The sequence below is a fragment of the Herbiconiux sp. J20-20 genome (genome assembly GCF_057365085.1).
The window spans coordinates 458,656-475,667 of sequence record NZ_CP195122.1; the positions used below are offsets into that span (position 1 = coordinate 458,656).

The 17,012-nt window shown below is 69.1% G+C and carries 13 protein-coding genes and 1 tRNA gene; 8 read left to right on the plus strand and 6 right to left on the minus strand.

Annotated elements, in window-relative coordinates; all coding sequences use genetic code 11:
• The first annotated feature begins 58 nt into the window (after positions 1-58).
• Entirely contained in the window at positions 59-2,428 is a 2,370-nt protein-coding gene (locus ACR3ZA_RS02165; RefSeq protein WP_473659700.1) for a phosphoketolase, read from the plus strand.
• Between the two features lie 93 nt (positions 2,429-2,521).
• On the opposite strand, the gene ACR3ZA_RS02170 is transcribed toward ACR3ZA_RS02165, so the two are convergent.
• The 5 genes from ACR3ZA_RS02170 to ACR3ZA_RS02190 all read right to left on the minus strand — a co-directional run bounded on the left by ACR3ZA_RS02170 (position 2,522) and on the right by ACR3ZA_RS02190 (position 9,089).
• Positions 2,522-4,816, minus strand: coding sequence for a glycoside hydrolase family 3 C-terminal domain-containing protein (locus ACR3ZA_RS02170; protein WP_473659703.1), 2,295 nt, complete (start codon positions 4,814-4,816; stop codon positions 2,522-2,524).
• A 136-nt stretch (positions 4,817-4,952) separates the two neighbouring features.
• Positions 4,953-6,362: an MFS transporter gene (locus ACR3ZA_RS02175; protein ID WP_473659706.1), complete on the minus strand. Its 1,410-nt coding sequence runs from the start codon at positions 6,360-6,362 to the stop codon at positions 4,953-4,955.
• 50 nt (positions 6,363-6,412) lie between these two features.
• Complete coding sequence (locus tag ACR3ZA_RS02180) at positions 6,413-8,218, minus strand: sulfatase-like hydrolase/transferase (RefSeq protein ID WP_473659707.1); 1,806 nt, start codon at positions 8,216-8,218, stop codon at positions 6,413-6,415.
• Positions 8,215-8,811, minus strand: coding sequence for a helix-turn-helix transcriptional regulator (locus tag ACR3ZA_RS02185; protein ID WP_473659709.1), 597 nt, complete (start codon positions 8,809-8,811; stop codon positions 8,215-8,217). The genes ACR3ZA_RS02180 and ACR3ZA_RS02185 overlap by 4 nt, the downstream gene beginning before the upstream one ends.
• A 195-nt stretch (positions 8,812-9,006) precedes the next feature.
• Positions 9,007-9,089 (minus strand) — tRNA-Leu (locus ACR3ZA_RS02190).
• A 99-nt stretch (positions 9,090-9,188) separates the two neighbouring features.
• On the opposite strand from ACR3ZA_RS02190, the gene ACR3ZA_RS02195 reads away from it, so the two are divergent.
• Together ACR3ZA_RS02195 and ACR3ZA_RS02200 are read left to right on the plus strand one after the other, a co-directional pair.
• The gene (locus ACR3ZA_RS02195; RefSeq protein WP_473659711.1) at positions 9,189-10,490 is read left to right on the plus strand and encodes a M20/M25/M40 family metallo-hydrolase; all 1,302 of its coding nucleotides are present in this window, start codon (positions 9,189-9,191) and stop codon (positions 10,488-10,490) included.
• Between the two features lie 32 nt (positions 10,491-10,522).
• Positions 10,523-11,377 carry an undecaprenyl-diphosphate phosphatase gene (locus ACR3ZA_RS02200; protein WP_473659713.1) on the plus strand — a complete coding sequence of 285 codons (855 nt, stop codon included), beginning with the start codon at positions 10,523-10,525 and terminating at the stop codon, positions 11,375-11,377.
• A 10-nt stretch (positions 11,378-11,387) separates the two neighbouring features.
• Here ACR3ZA_RS02200 and ACR3ZA_RS02205 read toward each other — a convergent pair whose 3' ends face one another.
• Complete coding sequence (locus ACR3ZA_RS02205; protein WP_473659715.1) at positions 11,388-12,251, minus strand: PAC2 family protein; 864 nt, start codon at positions 12,249-12,251, stop codon at positions 11,388-11,390.
• Between the two features lie 70 nt (positions 12,252-12,321).
• Here ACR3ZA_RS02205 and ACR3ZA_RS02210 point away from each other — a divergent pair, with 70 nt between their 5' ends.
• The 5 genes from ACR3ZA_RS02210 to ACR3ZA_RS02230 all read left to right on the plus strand — a co-directional run bounded on the left by ACR3ZA_RS02210 (position 12,322) and on the right by ACR3ZA_RS02230 (position 16,984).
• The gene (locus ACR3ZA_RS02210) at positions 12,322-13,002 is read left to right on the plus strand and encodes an HAD-IA family hydrolase (protein ID WP_473659717.1); all 681 of its coding nucleotides are present in this window, start codon (positions 12,322-12,324) and stop codon (positions 13,000-13,002) included.
• Positions 12,999-13,991, plus strand: coding sequence for a class I SAM-dependent methyltransferase (locus tag ACR3ZA_RS02215; protein ID WP_473659719.1), 993 nt, complete (start codon positions 12,999-13,001; stop codon positions 13,989-13,991). The genes ACR3ZA_RS02210 and ACR3ZA_RS02215 overlap by 4 nt, the downstream gene beginning before the upstream one ends.
• 63 nt (positions 13,992-14,054) lie before the next feature.
• Entirely contained in the window at positions 14,055-14,984 is a 930-nt protein-coding gene (locus tag ACR3ZA_RS02220) for an FKBP-type peptidyl-prolyl cis-trans isomerase (protein ID WP_473659721.1), read from the plus strand.
• Positions 14,985-15,012: 28 nt separating this feature from the next.
• Positions 15,013-16,008: a WYL domain-containing protein gene (locus tag ACR3ZA_RS02225; protein ID WP_473659723.1), complete on the plus strand. Its 996-nt coding sequence runs from the start codon at positions 15,013-15,015 to the stop codon at positions 16,006-16,008.
• The gene (locus ACR3ZA_RS02230) at positions 16,001-16,984 is read left to right on the plus strand and encodes a WYL domain-containing protein (protein ID WP_473659725.1); all 984 of its coding nucleotides are present in this window, start codon (positions 16,001-16,003) and stop codon (positions 16,982-16,984) included. Before ACR3ZA_RS02225 ends, ACR3ZA_RS02230 begins: the two co-directional genes overlap by 8 nt.
• Positions 16,985-17,012: the final 28 nt, after the last annotated feature.

Here is a 17,012-nt window from a genome sequence, read left to right on the forward strand (position 1 = left end):
GTCGCCGAAGGACCAAGGACTCAGGCGCATTGGAGCCCCCGCGCGTACCGTCGCGCGCATGGAGCAGACACCACTGGATCCGCAGACCCTTGACCGCATCGACTCCTGGTGGCGGGCCGCCAACTATCTGAGCATCGGGCAGATCTACCTGCTCGACAATCCGCTGCTGAAAGCACCTCTCTCGCCCGAGCATCTCAAGCGGCGCCTCCTCGGCCACTGGGGCACCACCCCGGGCCTCAACTTCCTCTACGCGCACCTGAATCGCGCGATTCGCGAGCGCGACCTCGACACGCTCTACATCACCGGCCCCGGCCACGGCGGTCCCGGCATGGTCGCGAACGCCTACCTCGACGGCACCTACAGCGAGCTCTACCCGGAGATCACCCGCGACGAGGAGGGGATGCGGAAGCTGTTCCGCCAGTTCTCGTTCCCCGGTGGCATTCCCAGCCATGCCGCCCCCGACACCCCCGGCTCGATCCATGAGGGCGGCGAGCTCGGCTACGCCCTCAGCCACGCCTACGGCGCCGCCTTCGACAATCCCGAGCTGCTGGTCGCCTGCGTGATCGGCGACGGCGAGGCCGAGACCGGGGCGCTGGCGACGGCATGGCACTCGAACAAGTTCCTCGACCCGGTGCACGACGGCACGGTGCTGCCGATCCTGCATCTGAACGGCTACAAGATCGCCAACCCGACCGTGCTCGCCCGCATCCCCGACGAGGAGCTGCTCGAGCTGATGCGCGGCTACGGCCACGAGCCGTTCCTGGTCTCCGGCGGGTTCGACGGAGAGGATCCGAGGGCGGTGCATGAGCGCTTCGCGACGACGCTCGACACGGTGCTCGACCGCATCCGTCAGATTCGCGCGGATGCCGCCGACGGCCACACGGAGCGTCCCCGCTGGCCGATGATCATCCTGCGCACCCCGAAGGGCTGGACCTGCCCGCGCGAGGTGGACGGGCATCCGGTGGAGGGCAACTACCGTGCGCACCAGGTGCCGCTCGCGGGCGTGCGCGAGAACGCCGAGCACCGCGCGCTCCTGGAGGAGTGGATGCGCTCGTACCGCCCCGAGGAGCTGTTCGATGAGGCGGGGGCGCCGCGCCGCGAGACCGTCGCGCTCGCTCCCGTCGGCGAGCGCCGGATGAGCGCGAACCCGGTCGCGAACGCGGGACTGCTGCGGCGCGAGCTCGATCTGCCCGACTTCCGCGACTTCCGCGTCGACCTGGCGGCGCCCGGGGCAGAGATCGCCTCGGCGACGGGCACGCTCGGCACCTGGCTCGCCGAGGTGATCCGGCACAACCCCGACAACTTCCGACTGTTCGGTCCCGACGAGGTCGCCTCCAATCGCCTGGCGCCCGCCGTGTACGAGGTGACCGCGAAGCAGTGGAACGCCGAGTACCACCCGAGCGACGAGAACCTCGCCCGCGCCGGCCGCGTCATGGAGATGCTGAGCGAGCACCAGTGCCAGGGCTGGCTGGAGGGCTACCTGCTGACCGGGCGCCACGGCCTGTTCACCAGCTACGAGGCGTTCATCCACATCGTCGACTCGATGTTCAATCAGCACGCCAAGTGGCTCGACGCGAGCAAGGACATCCCGTGGCGCGCGCCGATCGCGAGCCTGAACTATCTGCTCTCGAGCCACGTCTGGCGGCAGGACCACAACGGCTTCACCCACCAGGACCCGGGGTTCCTCGACGTGGTGGTCAACAAGAGCGCCGACGTGGTGCGGGTCTATCTGCCCTTCGACGCCAACACGCTGCTGTCGACGATGGATCACTGCCTGCGCACCGTCGACTACGTCAACGTGGTGGTCGCCGGCAAGCAGCCCGAGCACCAGTGGCTCGACATGGATGCGGCGATCGACCACTGCACCCGAGGCCTGGGTGTGCTGCCCTGGGCCGGCACCGAGACCCCGGGGGAGGACCCCGACGTGGTGCTCGCCTGCGCGGGCGACGTGCCGACGCTCGAGACTCTCGCGGCGGCGAAGATCCTGCGCGAGAGGCTGCCCGAGCTGCGGGTGCGCGTGGTCAACGTCGTCGACCTGATGCGGCTGCAGTCGCAGGGGGAGCACCCGCACGGCATGAGCGATGACGACTTCGACGCGGTGTTCACCGCCGACAAGCCGATCATCTTCGCCTTCCACGGCTACCCGTGGCTCATCCACCGCCTCGCCTACCGCCGCCACGGCCACGCCAACCTGCACGTGCGCGGCTACAAGGAGAAGGGCACCACAACCACGCCCTTCGACATGGTGATGCTCAACGACCTGGACCGCTACCACCTGGTGATGGACGTGATCGATCGGACCCCCGGGCTCGGTGTCGCCCAGGCCGGACTCCGCCAGGAGATGCAGGATGCGCGTCAGCGCGCTCGCGACTACACGCGCGAGTTCGGCGTCGACATCCCCGAGGTCGCCGACTGGGCCTGGAACTGACCCTCCCGGTGTCGACGGACGACGAACCCCCGGCTGCGTCACCCGCGGGTGAGCAGTCGGGGGTTGTCGTCCCACAGCAGGACTTCGTGGCGACTAGCCCTGCTGCGGCGCGTTCGCCATCGCGATCAGGCCGTCGATCGACTCCGCGCTGAACCCGCCTCCGCCGGTGAGCTCGGCGATCATGCCGAGCCGGCCGATCGGCATCGAGCCCATCATCTGCATCATGTCGACCCCGTCCGGCATGAGCGAGGCGGCGCTCTCGTCCATGCTGCCCACCATGTCGGCCAGGGCGCCCTGCACGATCGGGCCGGCGACGGGGTGCGAGAACACCTCGGCGAGCGACGAGGTGCGGCTCAGCGGCAGCAGGATCGCGTCGCCCTCCACGGCGACGCGAACGCTCGAGCGCACGTCGCGACTTGAGGCGGCCACATCGACGGTGTACTCGCCGCCTTCGACAACCCAGGATTCGGTGCGGATGTCCCAGTAGGCGAGGTCCTTGCGACGAACCACGAGCGTCACCTCGCGGCTCTCGCCGGGCTCGAGGGCGACCGAGGCGAACGCCTTGAGCTCGCGCATCGGGCGCTGCACGGCGGATCCGTCGAGCGAGGTGTACGCCTGCACGACCTCGCGGCCCGCCCGCGCACCGGTGTTGGTGACCGTGAGCGTCACCGCCACGTCGCCATCGGCACGCACCGCCGCGGTCGGTGCGCCGTACTCGAAGGTCGTGTACGACAGACCGTGCCCGAACGGGAAGGCGACCGGAATGCGCCGCGCGTCGTACCAGCGGTAGCCCACATGCAATCCCTCGCTGTAGCGGACGTGCGAGAACTCGCCCGGGAAGTCGAGGAAGGCGGGGGTGTCCTCGAGCCGACACGGGATCGTCTCGGTGAGCTTGGCCGACGGGTTGACGTCGCCGAACAGCACGTCGGCGGTGGCGCCGCCGCCGGCCTGGCCGAGGAGCCAGCCTTCGAGGATGGCCGGCACGCGGTCGACGAACGGAAGCGCGACGACGCCGCCGTTGGAGAGCACGACGACCGTGCGCGGGTTGGCGGCGACGACCGCGTCAAGCAGCGCGAGCTGGTTGGCGGGCAGGTCGATATCGGCGCGATCGTAGCCCTCGGACTCAAGACGGGCCGGAAGACCGAGGAAGACGACCGCCACGTCGGCGGCCTTCGCCGCGGCCACCGCGTCGTCGTGAAGGCGTGCGGCGTCCGCGTCCGAGACGTCGAGCGCCGTGCTGAAGCCGGCCGCGTACGCAACCTCGGTGCTCGCCAGAGCGCGGATCTCGTCCAGAGCGTTGTCGAGCTTGGTCGGGCTGATCATCGAGGAGCCCGCTCCCTGGTAGCGAGGGGCCGTCGCGAACTCGCCGATCACGGCCAACCGGGCGTTCTTCGCCAGCGGGAGAACGGCGTCGTCGTTCTTCAGCAGCACGATGGAGGCGCTGGCCGCCTCGCGGGCGAGCGCATGGTGCGCCTCGACATCGAGCGGGCCGGCGATCGTTCCGGCGCGGGCCTGCGACTTGGCGACAAGGTCGAGCACGCGACCGGCGGCGACATCGACGACGCCTTCGTCGAGCTCGCCGGCCTGCACCGCGGCGACGATCTGCGCGTCGGTGACACCGCCGTTGGCGGGCATCTCGAGGTCCATGCCGGAGGCGATCGACGGCACGCGCTCATTGACGGCGCCCCAGTCCGAGACCACGAGACCCTCGAAGCCCCATTCGTCGCGCAGGACGGTGGTGAGCAGCCACGGGTCCTGCGAGGCATAGACGCCGTTGATGCGGTTGTACGAGCACATCACCGTCCACGGCTGCGCGTCCTCGACCACGCGCTGGAACGCGCGCAGATAGATCTCCCGCAGCGGCCGGGGGTCGACGTCGCTCGAGGAGCGCATCCGGTCGGCCTCCTGGTTGTTGGCCGCGAAGTGCTTGAGCGAGGTGCCGACGCCCTGCGACTGGATGCCGTTGACCATCGCGGCGCCGAGCACCCCGGCGACGATCGGGTCCTCGGAGAAGTACTCGAAGTTGCGACCGCACAGCGGCGAGCGCTTGATGTTGACTCCCGGGCCGAGCAGGACGGCGACGTCCTCGATCGAGGTCTCCACGCCGAGGGCGGCGCCGACGCGCCCGATCAGCTCGACATCCCAGGACGAGCCGAGGCCGACGGCGGGCGGGAAGCAGGTCGCCGGCACGCTGTCGCCGATGCCGAGGTGATCGCCGCCCTCGCGCTGCTTGCGCAGCCCGTGCGGTCCGTCGGTGACCATGATCGACGGAATGCCGAGACGGTCGATGGGCTTGGTGCGCCAGAAGCTCGCGCCGCTGGTGAGCGACGCCTTCTCCTCCAGCGTCAGGGCGGCGAGCGCGGCCTGCGTCGACGTCTGATCGGTCATGGCGATGGTCCTTACGTGTGAGTGCGGCGGTGGGTGAGGTGGCGACCTAGGTCGCCGATTCGGAGTTCACGGTGGGGCGGCACGCCCCGGGAGGTGGGGGTCACGGCGTCGAGGCGACACCGTGACCCCCGAGATGTCAGCTCGACGCGACCTCGTTCGCCTTGGCGTCGAGGATCTGCTCCCGCCGGGCGACGAGTTCCGCTTCCAGCGCGAGACGGTCCTTCTTGTAGGGGCGGTACAGCAGCGTGAGGAACACGCCGTTGACGACCATGACGACGCACACGAGCCAGAACATCGCGGTCTGGAGCCCGACGCCGTCGGCGAGGAAGCCCGCGCTGAGCGTCCAGATCGCGAACCCGACCGACTCGATGATCGACACGAAGATCGCGAACGCCGCGCCGCGGAGCTCGGGCGGCACGACCGCCATCACGAGGGGACGGTTGACGCCCGGGTTGAGCCCCATGCTGAGTCCGACGATGGCGAACAGCACCAGGTACGGGGTGATGCCGTCGTAGACCACCTGCGTGGTGAAGAAGGCGGCGATCGCGAACAGGAACTGCGCCGCCTGCAGCATGGCCACCCGGCCGTAGTTCGGGCTCAGCTTGTTGAGCCCGTCGGAGACGAGTCCGCCGACGATCGTACCGGCGAGATAGCCGATGCCGAACGGCGCCATCACGACCGCTGCGACCGCGGTGTCGAACCCGAACTCCTGCACCAGCAGCACGACGCCGAAGGTGGCCAGCAGAAGGTGGCTCGAGAGGATGCGGCTGCCGAGCAGGATCAGGTAGCTGCGGATGGTGACGAGCGAGCGGACCTTGGCCCAGGTGATCTTGGATGCCGCTTCGCGCTCCTCCGCGGTGAAGGTCTTCAGCTGGGTCTCGCCACCGCCCGTTCCCGGGTCCTTGTAGAAGAGCAGGATCATCAGACCGAAGAACACGTTGATGCCACCGAAGATGAAGAAGCCGTAGCGCCAGCCGTCCTCGATGTTGGCGAGTTGGCCGATCAGCGGCGCCAGCAGGCTCGCGACGGCCGCCGTCGCTCCGTACAGCCAGCCGACGACGCGGCCGCGCTTCTTGTCTTCGAAGGAGTCGCCGATGACCTCCGGCACGATGACGTGCGCCGCGATCGTGCCCGCCGCCATGATGCCGTAGAGCACCAGCAGCTGAGTGAAGTCCTGCGACAGGCCTGCGGCGACGGCCCAGACGCCCCAGAAGCCGGTCGCGATCGCGAGCACCGCCTTGCGGCCGATCTTCTTGGCGAGGTAGACCCAGGCGGGACCGGCGACGACCCCGACGATGCGGCCCACGGCCGCCAGGATGCCCAGGGCGCTCGTCGCGAGGCCGAGTGCGGCCGCGATGACGGGGAACAGCGTGGTGGCCATGCTGCCCTCGCCGCCGTCGGCGACCATCGAGCCGCCGAGAATGACGAGGTTGGTCTTGCGGCGCGGAACGCCGCCCTTCTTGTCGAGGCCGCCGGTGCGGATCGCCGCCGTAACGGTGGGCACCCCGTCGGGCTTGGTGCCCGGGGCGCTCGTGCTGGTTGACATGTCAGTTCACTCCTTTGTGAGTTGGTGATGTTGCGAGGGGTAAGGCTGGGTTACGTCGCGCTGCCGGAGTCTGCGCCGCTGGCAGCGGTGAGGTCGGCCGCGAGCGAGGCGAGGACGGGTCGGGGGAGAAGGCCGACCATCATGGCGGCGATCTGGAGCAGGGTGAGTCCGCCGGCCATGGCCGTCATCGGACCGCCCGCGAGCATCGGCGCCCGCTCGAGCAGCACGGCGCGCGTGCGCGCGTCGGCGATCAGCTCACGAACTGGCCGCTCGAGCACCGGTCCGTCGGCACCGAAGTCCTCGGCGCGCGACGCGGGGGCGAGCGAGGCCTGCAGCATCGGCCACTGCGCCTCGATCAGGAGGTGCTCCGGCCCGACGGCCCCCGTCGCCGGCAGCCCGAGCCGTTCGAACTGCTCGGCGGGCGCGTCGGAGTCGATGAGCGCATCGCGCAGCGCCGCCGCCAGGCGCAGCTCCAGTTCGGGGTCTTTGATCGGGGCGGTCTGGCCCGGGTCGCTCTCGAGATCGAACAGCTGCGTGCCGAACGCGAACGGGCTCACCCACGACTGCGCCCGCGTCCGCAGAACCTTCAGGTTCTTCGTGAACGGGAGCGGGTCGACGAGCTCGGCGGTCGCCAGCTCGCCCGGGGCGAAGAACCCGCTCATGTGCGTCGGCATGAGGGTGTGCTCGTGCAGCGGCTGGTTCTGCGGCGTCGCGCTGGCGCGCATGTACACGTAGCGCCCATCGGTCACGCAAACGTGACCGCCGAAGATCCCGAAGAGGCCGTACTCGCGCACCGGGCTGTCGTCCGCGACCACGCCGGAGAGCGAGGCGCCCTGCATGTCGGCCGTGGCGTCGACTCCGAAGAAGTCGAGCAGCGTCGGCCCGAAGTCGATGGTCTGCACGAGCGCCCCGCGGCGCTCGCCCGCGACCTGCGCACGCGGATCCCAGACGAACAGCGGGTTGTGAATCGTCTCGTCGTACCAGGGCTGGACGTTCTTTCCCCACCAGCCATGCTCGCCGAGCATGAAGCCGTGGTCGGTGCAGACGATCAGCATGGTGTCGTCCCACATGTCGTTCTCGTCCATCAGATCGAGCACGCGCCCCAGCGACTCGTCGCACATCGTCAAGAGGGCTGCGTACTCGGCGCGCGCATGCTCGACGGCCTCGGGAACCTCGGTCACCTTGGCGTAGTCGGGCCAGTCGAAGTGCGGCCCGTCGTAGCCGGTCGCGTAGTGCTCCTTGTACTCGGCGTAGCTGAAGAAGGGCTCGTGCGGGTCGAAGGTCTCGATCTGGACGAACCAGGAGTCGTCGTCCTTGTTCCGCTGGATGAAGTCGACACCCGCATCGAAGGTCAGCGTCTGCGGGTGATCCGCCTTGTTCTGCAGGAACGCCCGGTTGATCCAGTCCTGACGCCAGAGCTTGCCCTTGATGTCCTTCGCCATGCCGATCGAATCGGGAATCTCGGGATCGGCGACCTGGCCCTTCCACGGGTCGCCCTCCTGGCCGCGGAAGAACTCATAGGTCGAGTAGCGGTTGTGATAAGTCGCGCCGCCGTCCTCCCAGTAGTGCTGGTGGTCGGTCGCGAGGTGGGTGTGGATGCCGGCGTCGGTGAGCATGGCCGGCACGGAGTCGTCGAACGGCTCGAGCGGCCCCCACGAGCGGTGCAGGAAGTTGTAGCGGCCGGTGTGCATCTCGCGCCGTGCCGGCATGCACGGCATGCTGGCGCCGTAGCAGTTCTCGAAGGTCACGGTCCGCGCGGCGAGCCGTTCGAAGTTGGGGGCGTGGACCCAGTCGCCGCCGTAGTTCGGCAGCATCTTGCGGTTCAGGCTGTCGAACATCACCATGATGGCTCTCATGCCGTCGCCTCCTCGGTGTCGGTGTGAGCGCCTTCGATCTCCGCGACGAGCGCAGAGCGGACTTCTTCGAGCCACTCCATCCACCGGTCCACGGCGTCGGCGCCGTACTGGTGCATCTGGCCAGCGATGTCGCGGTATCGGCGCGCGTCGAACTCGGGGATCGGGGCGACCCCGACGATGGCCCGCGAACGCCCGCGGCTCTTGGCGACCTGGTCGCGCCGATACGCAAGTTCGGTGTCGACGACGCGAAGCGCCGCCTCGGCATCGAGCGCGGTCGTGAAGATCAGCCGAGTGTTGAAGTCCGCATCCTGGAAGCGGCTCGTCGGCACGTACGGCGAGCGGGCCCAGTCCAGCAGCACGTCGCGGCCGATCTCGGTGATCCGGTAGACCTTCGCGTCGGGGCCGCTGCTTCGCGACTCGACTTCGAACTCGACGAGGCCGTCACGGACCATGCGCCCAAGCTCACGGTAGATCTGGCTGTGGTGGGTGTTCGAGCGGAGGAACTGTCCCTCGGTGTCGAACCACTTCATGAGGTCGTATCCGCTGACGGGGTTCATCGCGAGCAGTCCCAGCAGAATGTGTTCGAACTTCATGTCCGCTCCCTCGTCATCGAGACTATGTGCAGTTGCACATATGTGAATTGTTTTATAGCAAGGGATTCGGAGACGTGTCAAGCGCGGCAAGTCGACACGCAGGCAAAAAACAAGGGCCGACTCGGTGTCTCCACCGAGTCGGCCCTTGCCAACTGCTTGTTGATTCTGTGTGAGAAAGATCTCAGCACACTCGCGTGCGCGGAGGGGGACTTGAACCCCCACGCCCTTTCGGGCACTAGCACCTCAAGCTAGCGCGTCTGCCATTCCGCCACCCGCGCGAGTATCTTTCGTTCGGCGCCCCGCGAGGAGCACCGAGGAACGAGATTAGCACGCCCGGGACGCACCGCGTGACGCCCGAGGCGGGCTAGCGTGGTGCCATGACCGCGGACATGGAGCTCGATGCCACCGCTCGGATCGCGCGCGATCTGATCCGGATTGACACCACCAACTGGGGCGAAGGCAAGTCGGCTGGCGAGACGATCGCCGCCGAGTATGTGGAGGCCGAGCTGCGCCGCCTGGGCCTGGCACCGGAACTGTTCGACTCTGCTCCCGGCCGCACCAGCGTGATTGCCCGTGTGCCGGGCCGCGACAGCAGCCGGCCTGCGCTCGTGCTTCACGGCCATCTCGACGTCGTGCCCGCCGACCCGGCGAACTGGAGCGTCGACCCGTTCGGCGGCGAGATCCAAGACGGCATGCTGTGGGGTCGCGGAGCGGTCGACATGAAGGACATGGATGCCATGATCCTGAGCAGCCTCGACGACATCCTGAGCAGCGGCCAGCTGCCGGCGCGCGAGCTGATCGTCGCGTTCTTCGCCGACGAGGAGAACGGCGGCGAGTACGGCTCGCACTTCCTCGTCGACACCAAGCCGGAGCTGTTCGCCGGCGCGACCGTGGCGGTGAGCGAGGTCGGCGGCTACTCGGTGCACGTGGCCGGCCAGCGCGCCTACCTGCTGCAGACCGGCGAGAAGGCGCTCATCTGGATCCGCTTGGTGGCCCGCGGTGTCGCGGCGCACGGCTCCCGCGTCATCCACGACAACGCCGTCACGAAGCTCGCGCGGGCCGTGACGAAGCTGGGGGAGCGGGAGTGGCCGCTGCACCTCACCACGACGACGAGCGCGCTCCTGGCGGAGCTGGCGCACATGCACGGCGTCTCGCCGGACACCGATCCGGTCGAGCTGGTGGAGCGCAGCGGTTCGGCCGCCGGGTTTCTGCTCGGCACGCTGCGCGTGACGAGCAACCCGACACTGCTCTCGGCCGGCTACAAGCACAACGTGATCCCGGATCGCGCCGAGGCGCTCATCGACGTCCGCCCGTTCGCCGGGCAGGAGGACGAGGTGCTAGCCCAGATTCGCGAGCTCATCGGCCCCGACATCGAGATCGAGATCGTGCACCACGATGTCGGGCTGGAGAACCCGTTCGACGGCGACCTCGTCGGCCGGATGGTGGCGGCGCTGCATCGGCACGACCCCGGCGCACCCGTGCTGCCGTACCTGATGAGCGGCGGAACCGACAACAAGGCGCTCGCCAAACTGGGCATCGAAGGCTACGGCTTTGCGCCGCTGAAGCTGGGGGATGACCTCGACTTCCCGTCGATGTTCCACGGAGTCGACGAACGCGTTCCGCTCGATGCGCTGTCGTTCGGACACGCCGTGCTGCGCGACTTCCTGCTCGATTGTTGATCTGAGCGGCACTCCTGACACAATCGTCCCTCGTGAGCTATCTCGAGGCGTTGATCCTCGGCCTTGTCCAGGGCCTGACCGAGTTCCTTCCGATCTCGTCGAGCGCTCACCTGCGCATCGTCGGGGAGTTCCTGCCGAACGCCACCGATCCGGGTGCCACGTTCACCGCGATCACGCAGCTCGGCACCGAGCTCGCCGTGCTGATCTTCTTCCGCAAGCAGATCGGGCGCATCATCTCGAAGTGGTTCCGCTCATTCGGCGCGCGCGGCGGCTCGCACTCCGCCGGAATCCTCAAGGGCGACGCCGATGTGCGCCTCGGCTGGCTCATCATCCTCGGCACCATCCCGATCGTCATCGTCGGCTACTTCGGCCAGGAGTACATCCGCGGCGCATTCCGTTCGCTCTGGCTCGTCGCGATCGTGCTGATCGTGTTCGGCATCCTGCTCGGTGTCGCTGACTGGCTCGGGCGCCGCACCCGGCATCTCGAAGACCTCGGCTACGGTCACGGCATCGCCATCGGATTCGCGCAGATGCTCGCGCTGATCCCCGGCGTCTCACGTTCCGGAGCGTCCACCAGCGCCGGGCTCGCACTGGGCTACACCCGAACTGCGGCGGCCGAGTTCTCGTTCCTGCTGGCCGTTCCGGCGGTCTTCGGCAGCGGGCTCTACGAACTGGTGACAGCACTGCGCGAACCGGACGAGTCGCCGTACGGCTGGCCGGAGACGATCCTCGCGACCGTCGTCGCCTTCGGCGTGGGACTGGCGATCATCGCGTTCCTGATGCGCTACATCAAGACTCGCTCGTTCCTGCCATTCGTGATCTACCGCATCGTGCTCGGCGGCGCGCTTCTGGTGCTGCTGTCGCTCGGGATCATCCAGCCGTACTGACGACGAGGAGCTACGGCCCGCCGGGACGGTCCTCGCCGCCGGCCTTGCCGTCGCGCTTGCGCAGGTAGCGCTCGAACTCCTCGGCGATCGCATCGCCGCTGGCCTCGGGGGAGTCGACCGTGTCGCGCGCCTGCTCGAGCTGCGCGATGTAGGCGGCCATGTCGTCGTCATCGCCCGCGAGCGCATCAATTCCGCTCTCCCAGGCCGCCGACTCCTCGACCAGGTTCCCGCGCGCGACGACGATCGGAACGAAATCCTCGAGACGCGAGATCAGCGCCAGCTGAGCCTTGGGGGAGGGCGCGTTGTGCACGTAGTGCGGCACCGAGGCCCAGATCGACATGCTCGGAATGCCGGCCGCCTGCGCGGCCATCGACAGCACCGAGATGATGCCCACCGGGCCCTCGTAGGTGCTGCGCTCCAGGTCGAACTCGGCCCGCAGCTCCGAGCTCTCGCTGCTGACGAACACGGAGATCGGCCGCGTGTGCGGCACATCGGCGAGCATCGCACCCAGGAACACGATCCCCGAGATATCCGCCGTCGTGAGGGCGTCGATCACCTCACCGGCGAAGGTCTTCCATCCGCGCGACGGCTCCGTTCCGAGCAGCACGTGCATGCCCGGGCCACCGCCAGCCGGTCCGTAGAGCGTGACGCTCGGCCACTCGAGCACCCGATCGCCGGACTCGTCGAACGAGACGGTCGGCCGATTGAACTGGAAGTCGAAATAGTCCTCGGGCTCGACCTCGACGAGCGGAACGAGTTCCAGCTGATCGCGCACGGCCCGCGCGGCGCCACTGGCCGCCTCACCCGCATCGTTCCAGCCCTCGAAGGCGACGATCAGCACAGAGCCGTCGTCGAAACCCGATGCGTCAGTCACTCTCACATCCTCCCGCGGGCCGGTTCGCTCGCGTCCCCACCAGGATAGGCCGCACCTAGACTGAGTGCTCGTGACCGCCACCTCGCCTGCCGCCGTCCTGTGGGACATGGATGGAACCCTGATCGACTCCGAGCCGTACTGGATGCGTGCCGAACATGACCTCGTCGCGGAGCACGGCGGGGTCTGGACTCATGAGGATGCGATCCAGCTCGTCGGACAGGGCCTCGAGCACTCCGCGCTGATCCTCCGCTCGCGAGGGGTGGCGCTCTCCGTCGAGGAGATCATCCAGACCATGACCGACCGGGTCACCGAGCAGATCCGCGCCGAGGTTCCGTGGCGCCCTGGATCTCGCGAGTTCCTGCTGGCACTGCGGGAGTCGGGAGTGCGCACCGCGCTCGTGACGATGTCGATCAGCCGGATGGCCCACCTCGTCGCCGACGCCATCGGATTCGACGCCTTCGACGTCGTCGTCGCCGGCGACCAGGTCGAGGAGCCGAAACCGCATCCGGAGCCGTATCTGCGCGCCACAGAGCTGCTCGGCGTCGATCCGCGCGCGTGTGTCGCCTTCGAGGATTCCGAACCCGGCGTCGCCTCGGCGGTCGCGGCCGGCGTCGCCACCGTGGCGGTCCCGCTGCACATCCCGCTTCCGCCGAGCGCCGCCTACACGGTCTGGCCGGAGGGGCTGCTCGGTCGCGTGCCGAGCGACCTCACCGCGATCCTCGAGGCCCATTCGAGCGGAGTCGCGCGATGACCCGGTTCTCCGGCCCGTTCCGCGTGGGCGAGCGCGTTCAGCTGACGGGTCCGAAGGGACGTCTGCATACGATCTCGCTCCAGCCGGGCGCCGTGTTCCATACCCACCGCGGCATGCTCGATCACGACCTTCTGATCGGGGCGCCGGACGGCTCGGTCGTGAGCGCGAGCAACGGCGACCAGTACCTGGCGCTGCGCCCGCTGCTGTCCGACTTCGTCATGTCGATGCCGCGCGGCGCGGCCATCATCTACCCGAAGGATGCCGCCCAGATCCTCGCCCTCGCCGACATCTTCCCGGGCGCGCGCGTCGTCGAGGCCGGCGTCGGCTCGGGGGCGCTCTCGATGTGGCTGCTGCGCGCCATCGGCGACCGCGGCGAGCTGATCTCGTTCGAGCGCCGCGCCGAGTTCGCCGACGTGGCTCGCGCCAACGTCACCGCGCACACCGGCGAGACCCCCGAGAACTGGAGCATCGAGATCGGCGACCTGGTCGACGCGCTGCCCCGTGCCGTCGAGCCCGCCTCCGTGGATCGGGTGATTCTCGACATGCTCGCGCCCTGGGAATGCCTCGACGTCGCCCTCGACGCACTCGTGCCCGGCGGCGTGCTGCTCTGCTACGTCGCGACCGTCACGCAGCTCTCGCGCGTCGCCGAGGCGATCCGCGCCACCCGCGCCTTCACCGACCCGCAGTCGAGCGAGACCATCGTGCGCGGCTGGCACGTGGAGGGGCTCGCCGTGAGACCGGATCACCGCATGGTGGGCCACACCGCCTTCCTCATCACGGCTCGCCGACTCGCCCCCGGGGCTGTGCTGCCGCCCGTCGCACGCCGCGCCTCCAAGACCGAGTATGGCGACGAGGACGTCGAGCTGTGGACCCCCGGCGCGGTCGGCGACCGCGTCAAGAGCGACAAGCGGCTGCGGAAGGTCGTGCGCGAGGCCGGGGCGATCGCCGAGGCGCGCGCGGCGACCGAGCAGACACAGCCCAACGACTAGAGTGGTGGCGGTTCAGCCCCACGGCCGTCCACCGAGTTAGCACCCAGAAAGCAGGATCTCTCCGTGCGCAAGATTCCCGCGCTGTTCGCCGCCACTGCTCTCGTCGCGACGCTGTCGGCGTGCACCGCCGCAGGCCCGGCGACCGTCAACGGCTGCACGCCCGCCTACGACGGAGGCGCGACGGCCGACCTGGTGACCGCAACCGGTGCGCTCGGCTCAGCTCCGGAGGTCGACTTCCCGACGCCGCTGGTGACCGATGGCGCTCAGCGCGTCACGCTCGTTGAGGGCTCGGGCACCCCGGCGGCCGAAGGCTCGCAGGTGGCCGCGGAGTTCACGATCTACGCCGGCAGCGCGGTCGTTCCGCTCGGCGGCACCAGCTACGACGCATCGAGCCCGACCCTCATTCCCGCGGCGACCGACACGGCTGTCCCCGCGGCGCTCATCTGCGCGCAGGCGGGCGAGCGCCTGGCGGTCACCATGACCGCGGCCGAGGCCTACGGCGAAGGAACGCTCGAAACCAGCGGCATCGCCGACGACGACACGCTGGTCTTCGTCTTCGACGTCGCCGCGGTGTACCTCGGCAAGGCCGACGGAGTGAACCAGCTTCCCGTGGACGGCATGCCGATCGTCGTCACCGCGGTCGATGGCACTCCGGGGATCAGCGTGCCGACCTCGGCACCGCCGACCGAACTGCAGATCGCGACCATCAAGCTCGGCGGAGGCGCGACCGTCGCCGAAGGCGATCAGATCGTCGCCCACTACTCCGTCTGGAACTGGCCCGCCGCCGGCGGGGAGGCCACCGCCTCGACCTCGTCCTGGTCGGAGGGCGCCGCCGCCACGTTCACTGTGAGCCCGGACGAGCTCCCCGAGGGCTTCCTCGCCGCCGTGACCGGCGCGACCGTCGGTTCCCAGCTGCTCGTGGTCAGCCCGCCGGCGGCCGAGGGCGAGTCGAACACGATCATGGTGATCGACCTTCTCGGAATCGTCGAGTAGCACTCAGCCCGGCCCCGCGCGCTCTAGGATGACAGCCGTGTCCTCCAAACCCGCTCGCGTTCCGGTCGAGGAGCGGCTGTTCAGCCTCGTCCTCGCGCTCCTGGCGACCGACGTCGGGCTGATGAAGAACGAGATCCTGTCGACGGTCCACGGCTACAGTCAGCGCTACTCGGCGGGGGGAAGCAACGCCAATCTGGAGCGCCAGTTCGAGCGCGACAAGGAAGACATCCGCGACCTCGGTGTGCCGCTCGAGACGATCGACTCGCCGAGCGATCCCGGCAACAACCAGCTGAAGCGCTACCGCATTCCGCGCGGACGCTACGAGCTGCCCGACGACATCACCTTCACCCCGGAGGAGTCGACGCTGCTCACGCTCGCTGCCCGCGTCTGGCGCGAGGGCTCGCTCTCCGCCGAGTCGCGCCGCGCGCTCATCAAGCTCCGCTCCCTCGGGGTCGCCGCGACCGAGCCGGTGATCGGCTTCGCACCGCGGGTGCGCCTGGGCGATGCGGCGTTCACCCCCCTGACGAATGCCATCGACCAGGGTGTCAGCGTGCGCTTCGACTACCTCAAGCCGGGCGAGCAGTCGGCCCGCGAGCGCGCGGTGGTGCCGCTGGCGCTGGTCAATTACGAGGGGCGCTGGCATCTGTCCAGTCGCGAGCTGGACACCGGCATTCCCAAGATGTTCCTGCTGCGCCGAATCGTGGGGGAGGTCACGCTGGGCCGTCCGGTCTCCGTCCCGCCCGGCGACCACGCTGCGGAAGCCATGGCGCGGCTGGACGCTGTCGCCGCCCAGCAGATCGCCGAGGTCGAGGTGAGCCCCGGCTCCGACGCCGCCCTGCGGCTCGCTCACCGCGCGACGGCCGAGGAGGCCGGACCCGACCGGCTGCGGCTGCGCTTCATCGACCAGGCGATTCTGGCCGACGAGCTCAGCGGATTCGGCCCCGAGGTGCTCGTGCTCTCTCCGCCGGAACTGCGCGAGGCCGTGCGCGAGCGACTCGAGCGAACGGCGGAAGCACATGGCTGAGCCCCGCAAGAACCCACCGCTCGTGGCCCGCGACAAGCTGACGTTCCTGCTGTCGTTCGTGCCCTGGCTGGTCGACCACGAGCGCGTCTCGGTCAGTGACGCCGCCGAGCACTTCGGAATGACACCCGAGCAGATCCGTGAGGCGGTGCGACTGATCGCGGTCAGCGGCGTACCGGGGGAGACCGCGCTCTACCAGCACGGCGACCTGTTCGACATCTCGTGGGACTCCTTCGAGGACGACGACGAGATCGTGCTGACCCACCGCGTCGCGATCGACGGCTCGCCTCGATTCTCGGCGCGGGAGGCGGCGGCCGTGATCGCCGGCCTGCAGTACCTGTCGGCGGTGCCCGAGAACGCCGACCGCGAGGCGCTCAACTCGCTCATGGCCAAGCTCTCGCGCAGCGCCTCGTCGGCGCCCAGCGCGCTGGCAGTGGATGCCTCCGCCCGCTCGGACGCGACGCTCCGCCTCGTGCGCACCGCGCTGGATCGCGGCACCCAGCTGGAGTTCGACTACCTCAATGCGCGCGGTGACCGCGAACGCCGCCGGGTCGACCCGCTGCGGGTCGAATCCGCCGACGCCGACTGGTACCTGCGCGGCTGGTGCCATCTGCGCGAGGCGATTCGGATCTTCCGCCTCGACCGGATCGCGAATGCTGTCGTCACCGACGAGCCGATTGAGCACCACACCGGCCAGCTTCAGGTTCCCGAGACGCTGTTCGAGACCTCGCCCGACGACCTCGAGGTGACGATCGAGGTCGCCGCAGCCGCCATGCCGCTGCTCGACGACTACCTGCACGACGATGCCGCCGCCGAAGTCCGCGGCGATCGCGTCCGCGCGACCCTCCGCGTCTCGCACTTCCACGGCCTGAAGCGCCTGGTCGCGGGTCTTCCCGGCATGGTGCACGTGGTGTCTCCGCCCGAGGCGCGCGAAGCGGTCCGCGCGTGGGCCGCTGAAGGCGCGGCCCGCTACCGCTGACAGGCCTAGAATGGCCTGAGAACGTCAC

Excerpts from the sequence above, each read along its gene's own strand:
- ACR3ZA_RS02180 (WP_473659707.1), bottom strand. The coding sequence starts at position 8,218 with ATGAGAGCCATCATGGTGATGTTCGACAGCCTGAACCGCAAGATGCTG.
- ACR3ZA_RS02185 (WP_473659709.1), bottom strand. The coding sequence starts at position 8,811 with ATGAAGTTCGAACACATTCTGCTGGGACTGCTCGCGATGAACCCCGTC.
- ACR3ZA_RS02170 (WP_473659703.1), bottom strand. The coding sequence starts at position 4,816 with ATGACCGATCAGACGTCGACGCAGGCCGCGCTCGCCGCCCTGACGCTG.
- ACR3ZA_RS02175 (WP_473659706.1), bottom strand. The coding sequence starts at position 6,362 with ATGTCAACCAGCACGAGCGCCCCGGGCACCAAGCCCGACGGGGTGCCC.
- ACR3ZA_RS02215 (WP_473659719.1), top strand. The coding sequence starts at position 12,999 with ATGACCCGGTTCTCCGGCCCGTTCCGCGTGGGCGAGCGCGTTCAGCTG.
- ACR3ZA_RS02225 (WP_473659723.1), top strand. The coding sequence starts at position 15,013 with ATGACAGCCGTGTCCTCCAAACCCGCTCGCGTTCCGGTCGAGGAGCGG.
- ACR3ZA_RS02165 (WP_473659700.1), top strand. The coding sequence starts at position 59 with ATGGAGCAGACACCACTGGATCCGCAGACCCTTGACCGCATCGACTCC.
- ACR3ZA_RS02195 (WP_473659711.1), top strand. The coding sequence starts at position 9,189 with ATGACCGCGGACATGGAGCTCGATGCCACCGCTCGGATCGCGCGCGAT.
- ACR3ZA_RS02230 (WP_473659725.1), top strand. The coding sequence starts at position 16,001 with ATGGCTGAGCCCCGCAAGAACCCACCGCTCGTGGCCCGCGACAAGCTG.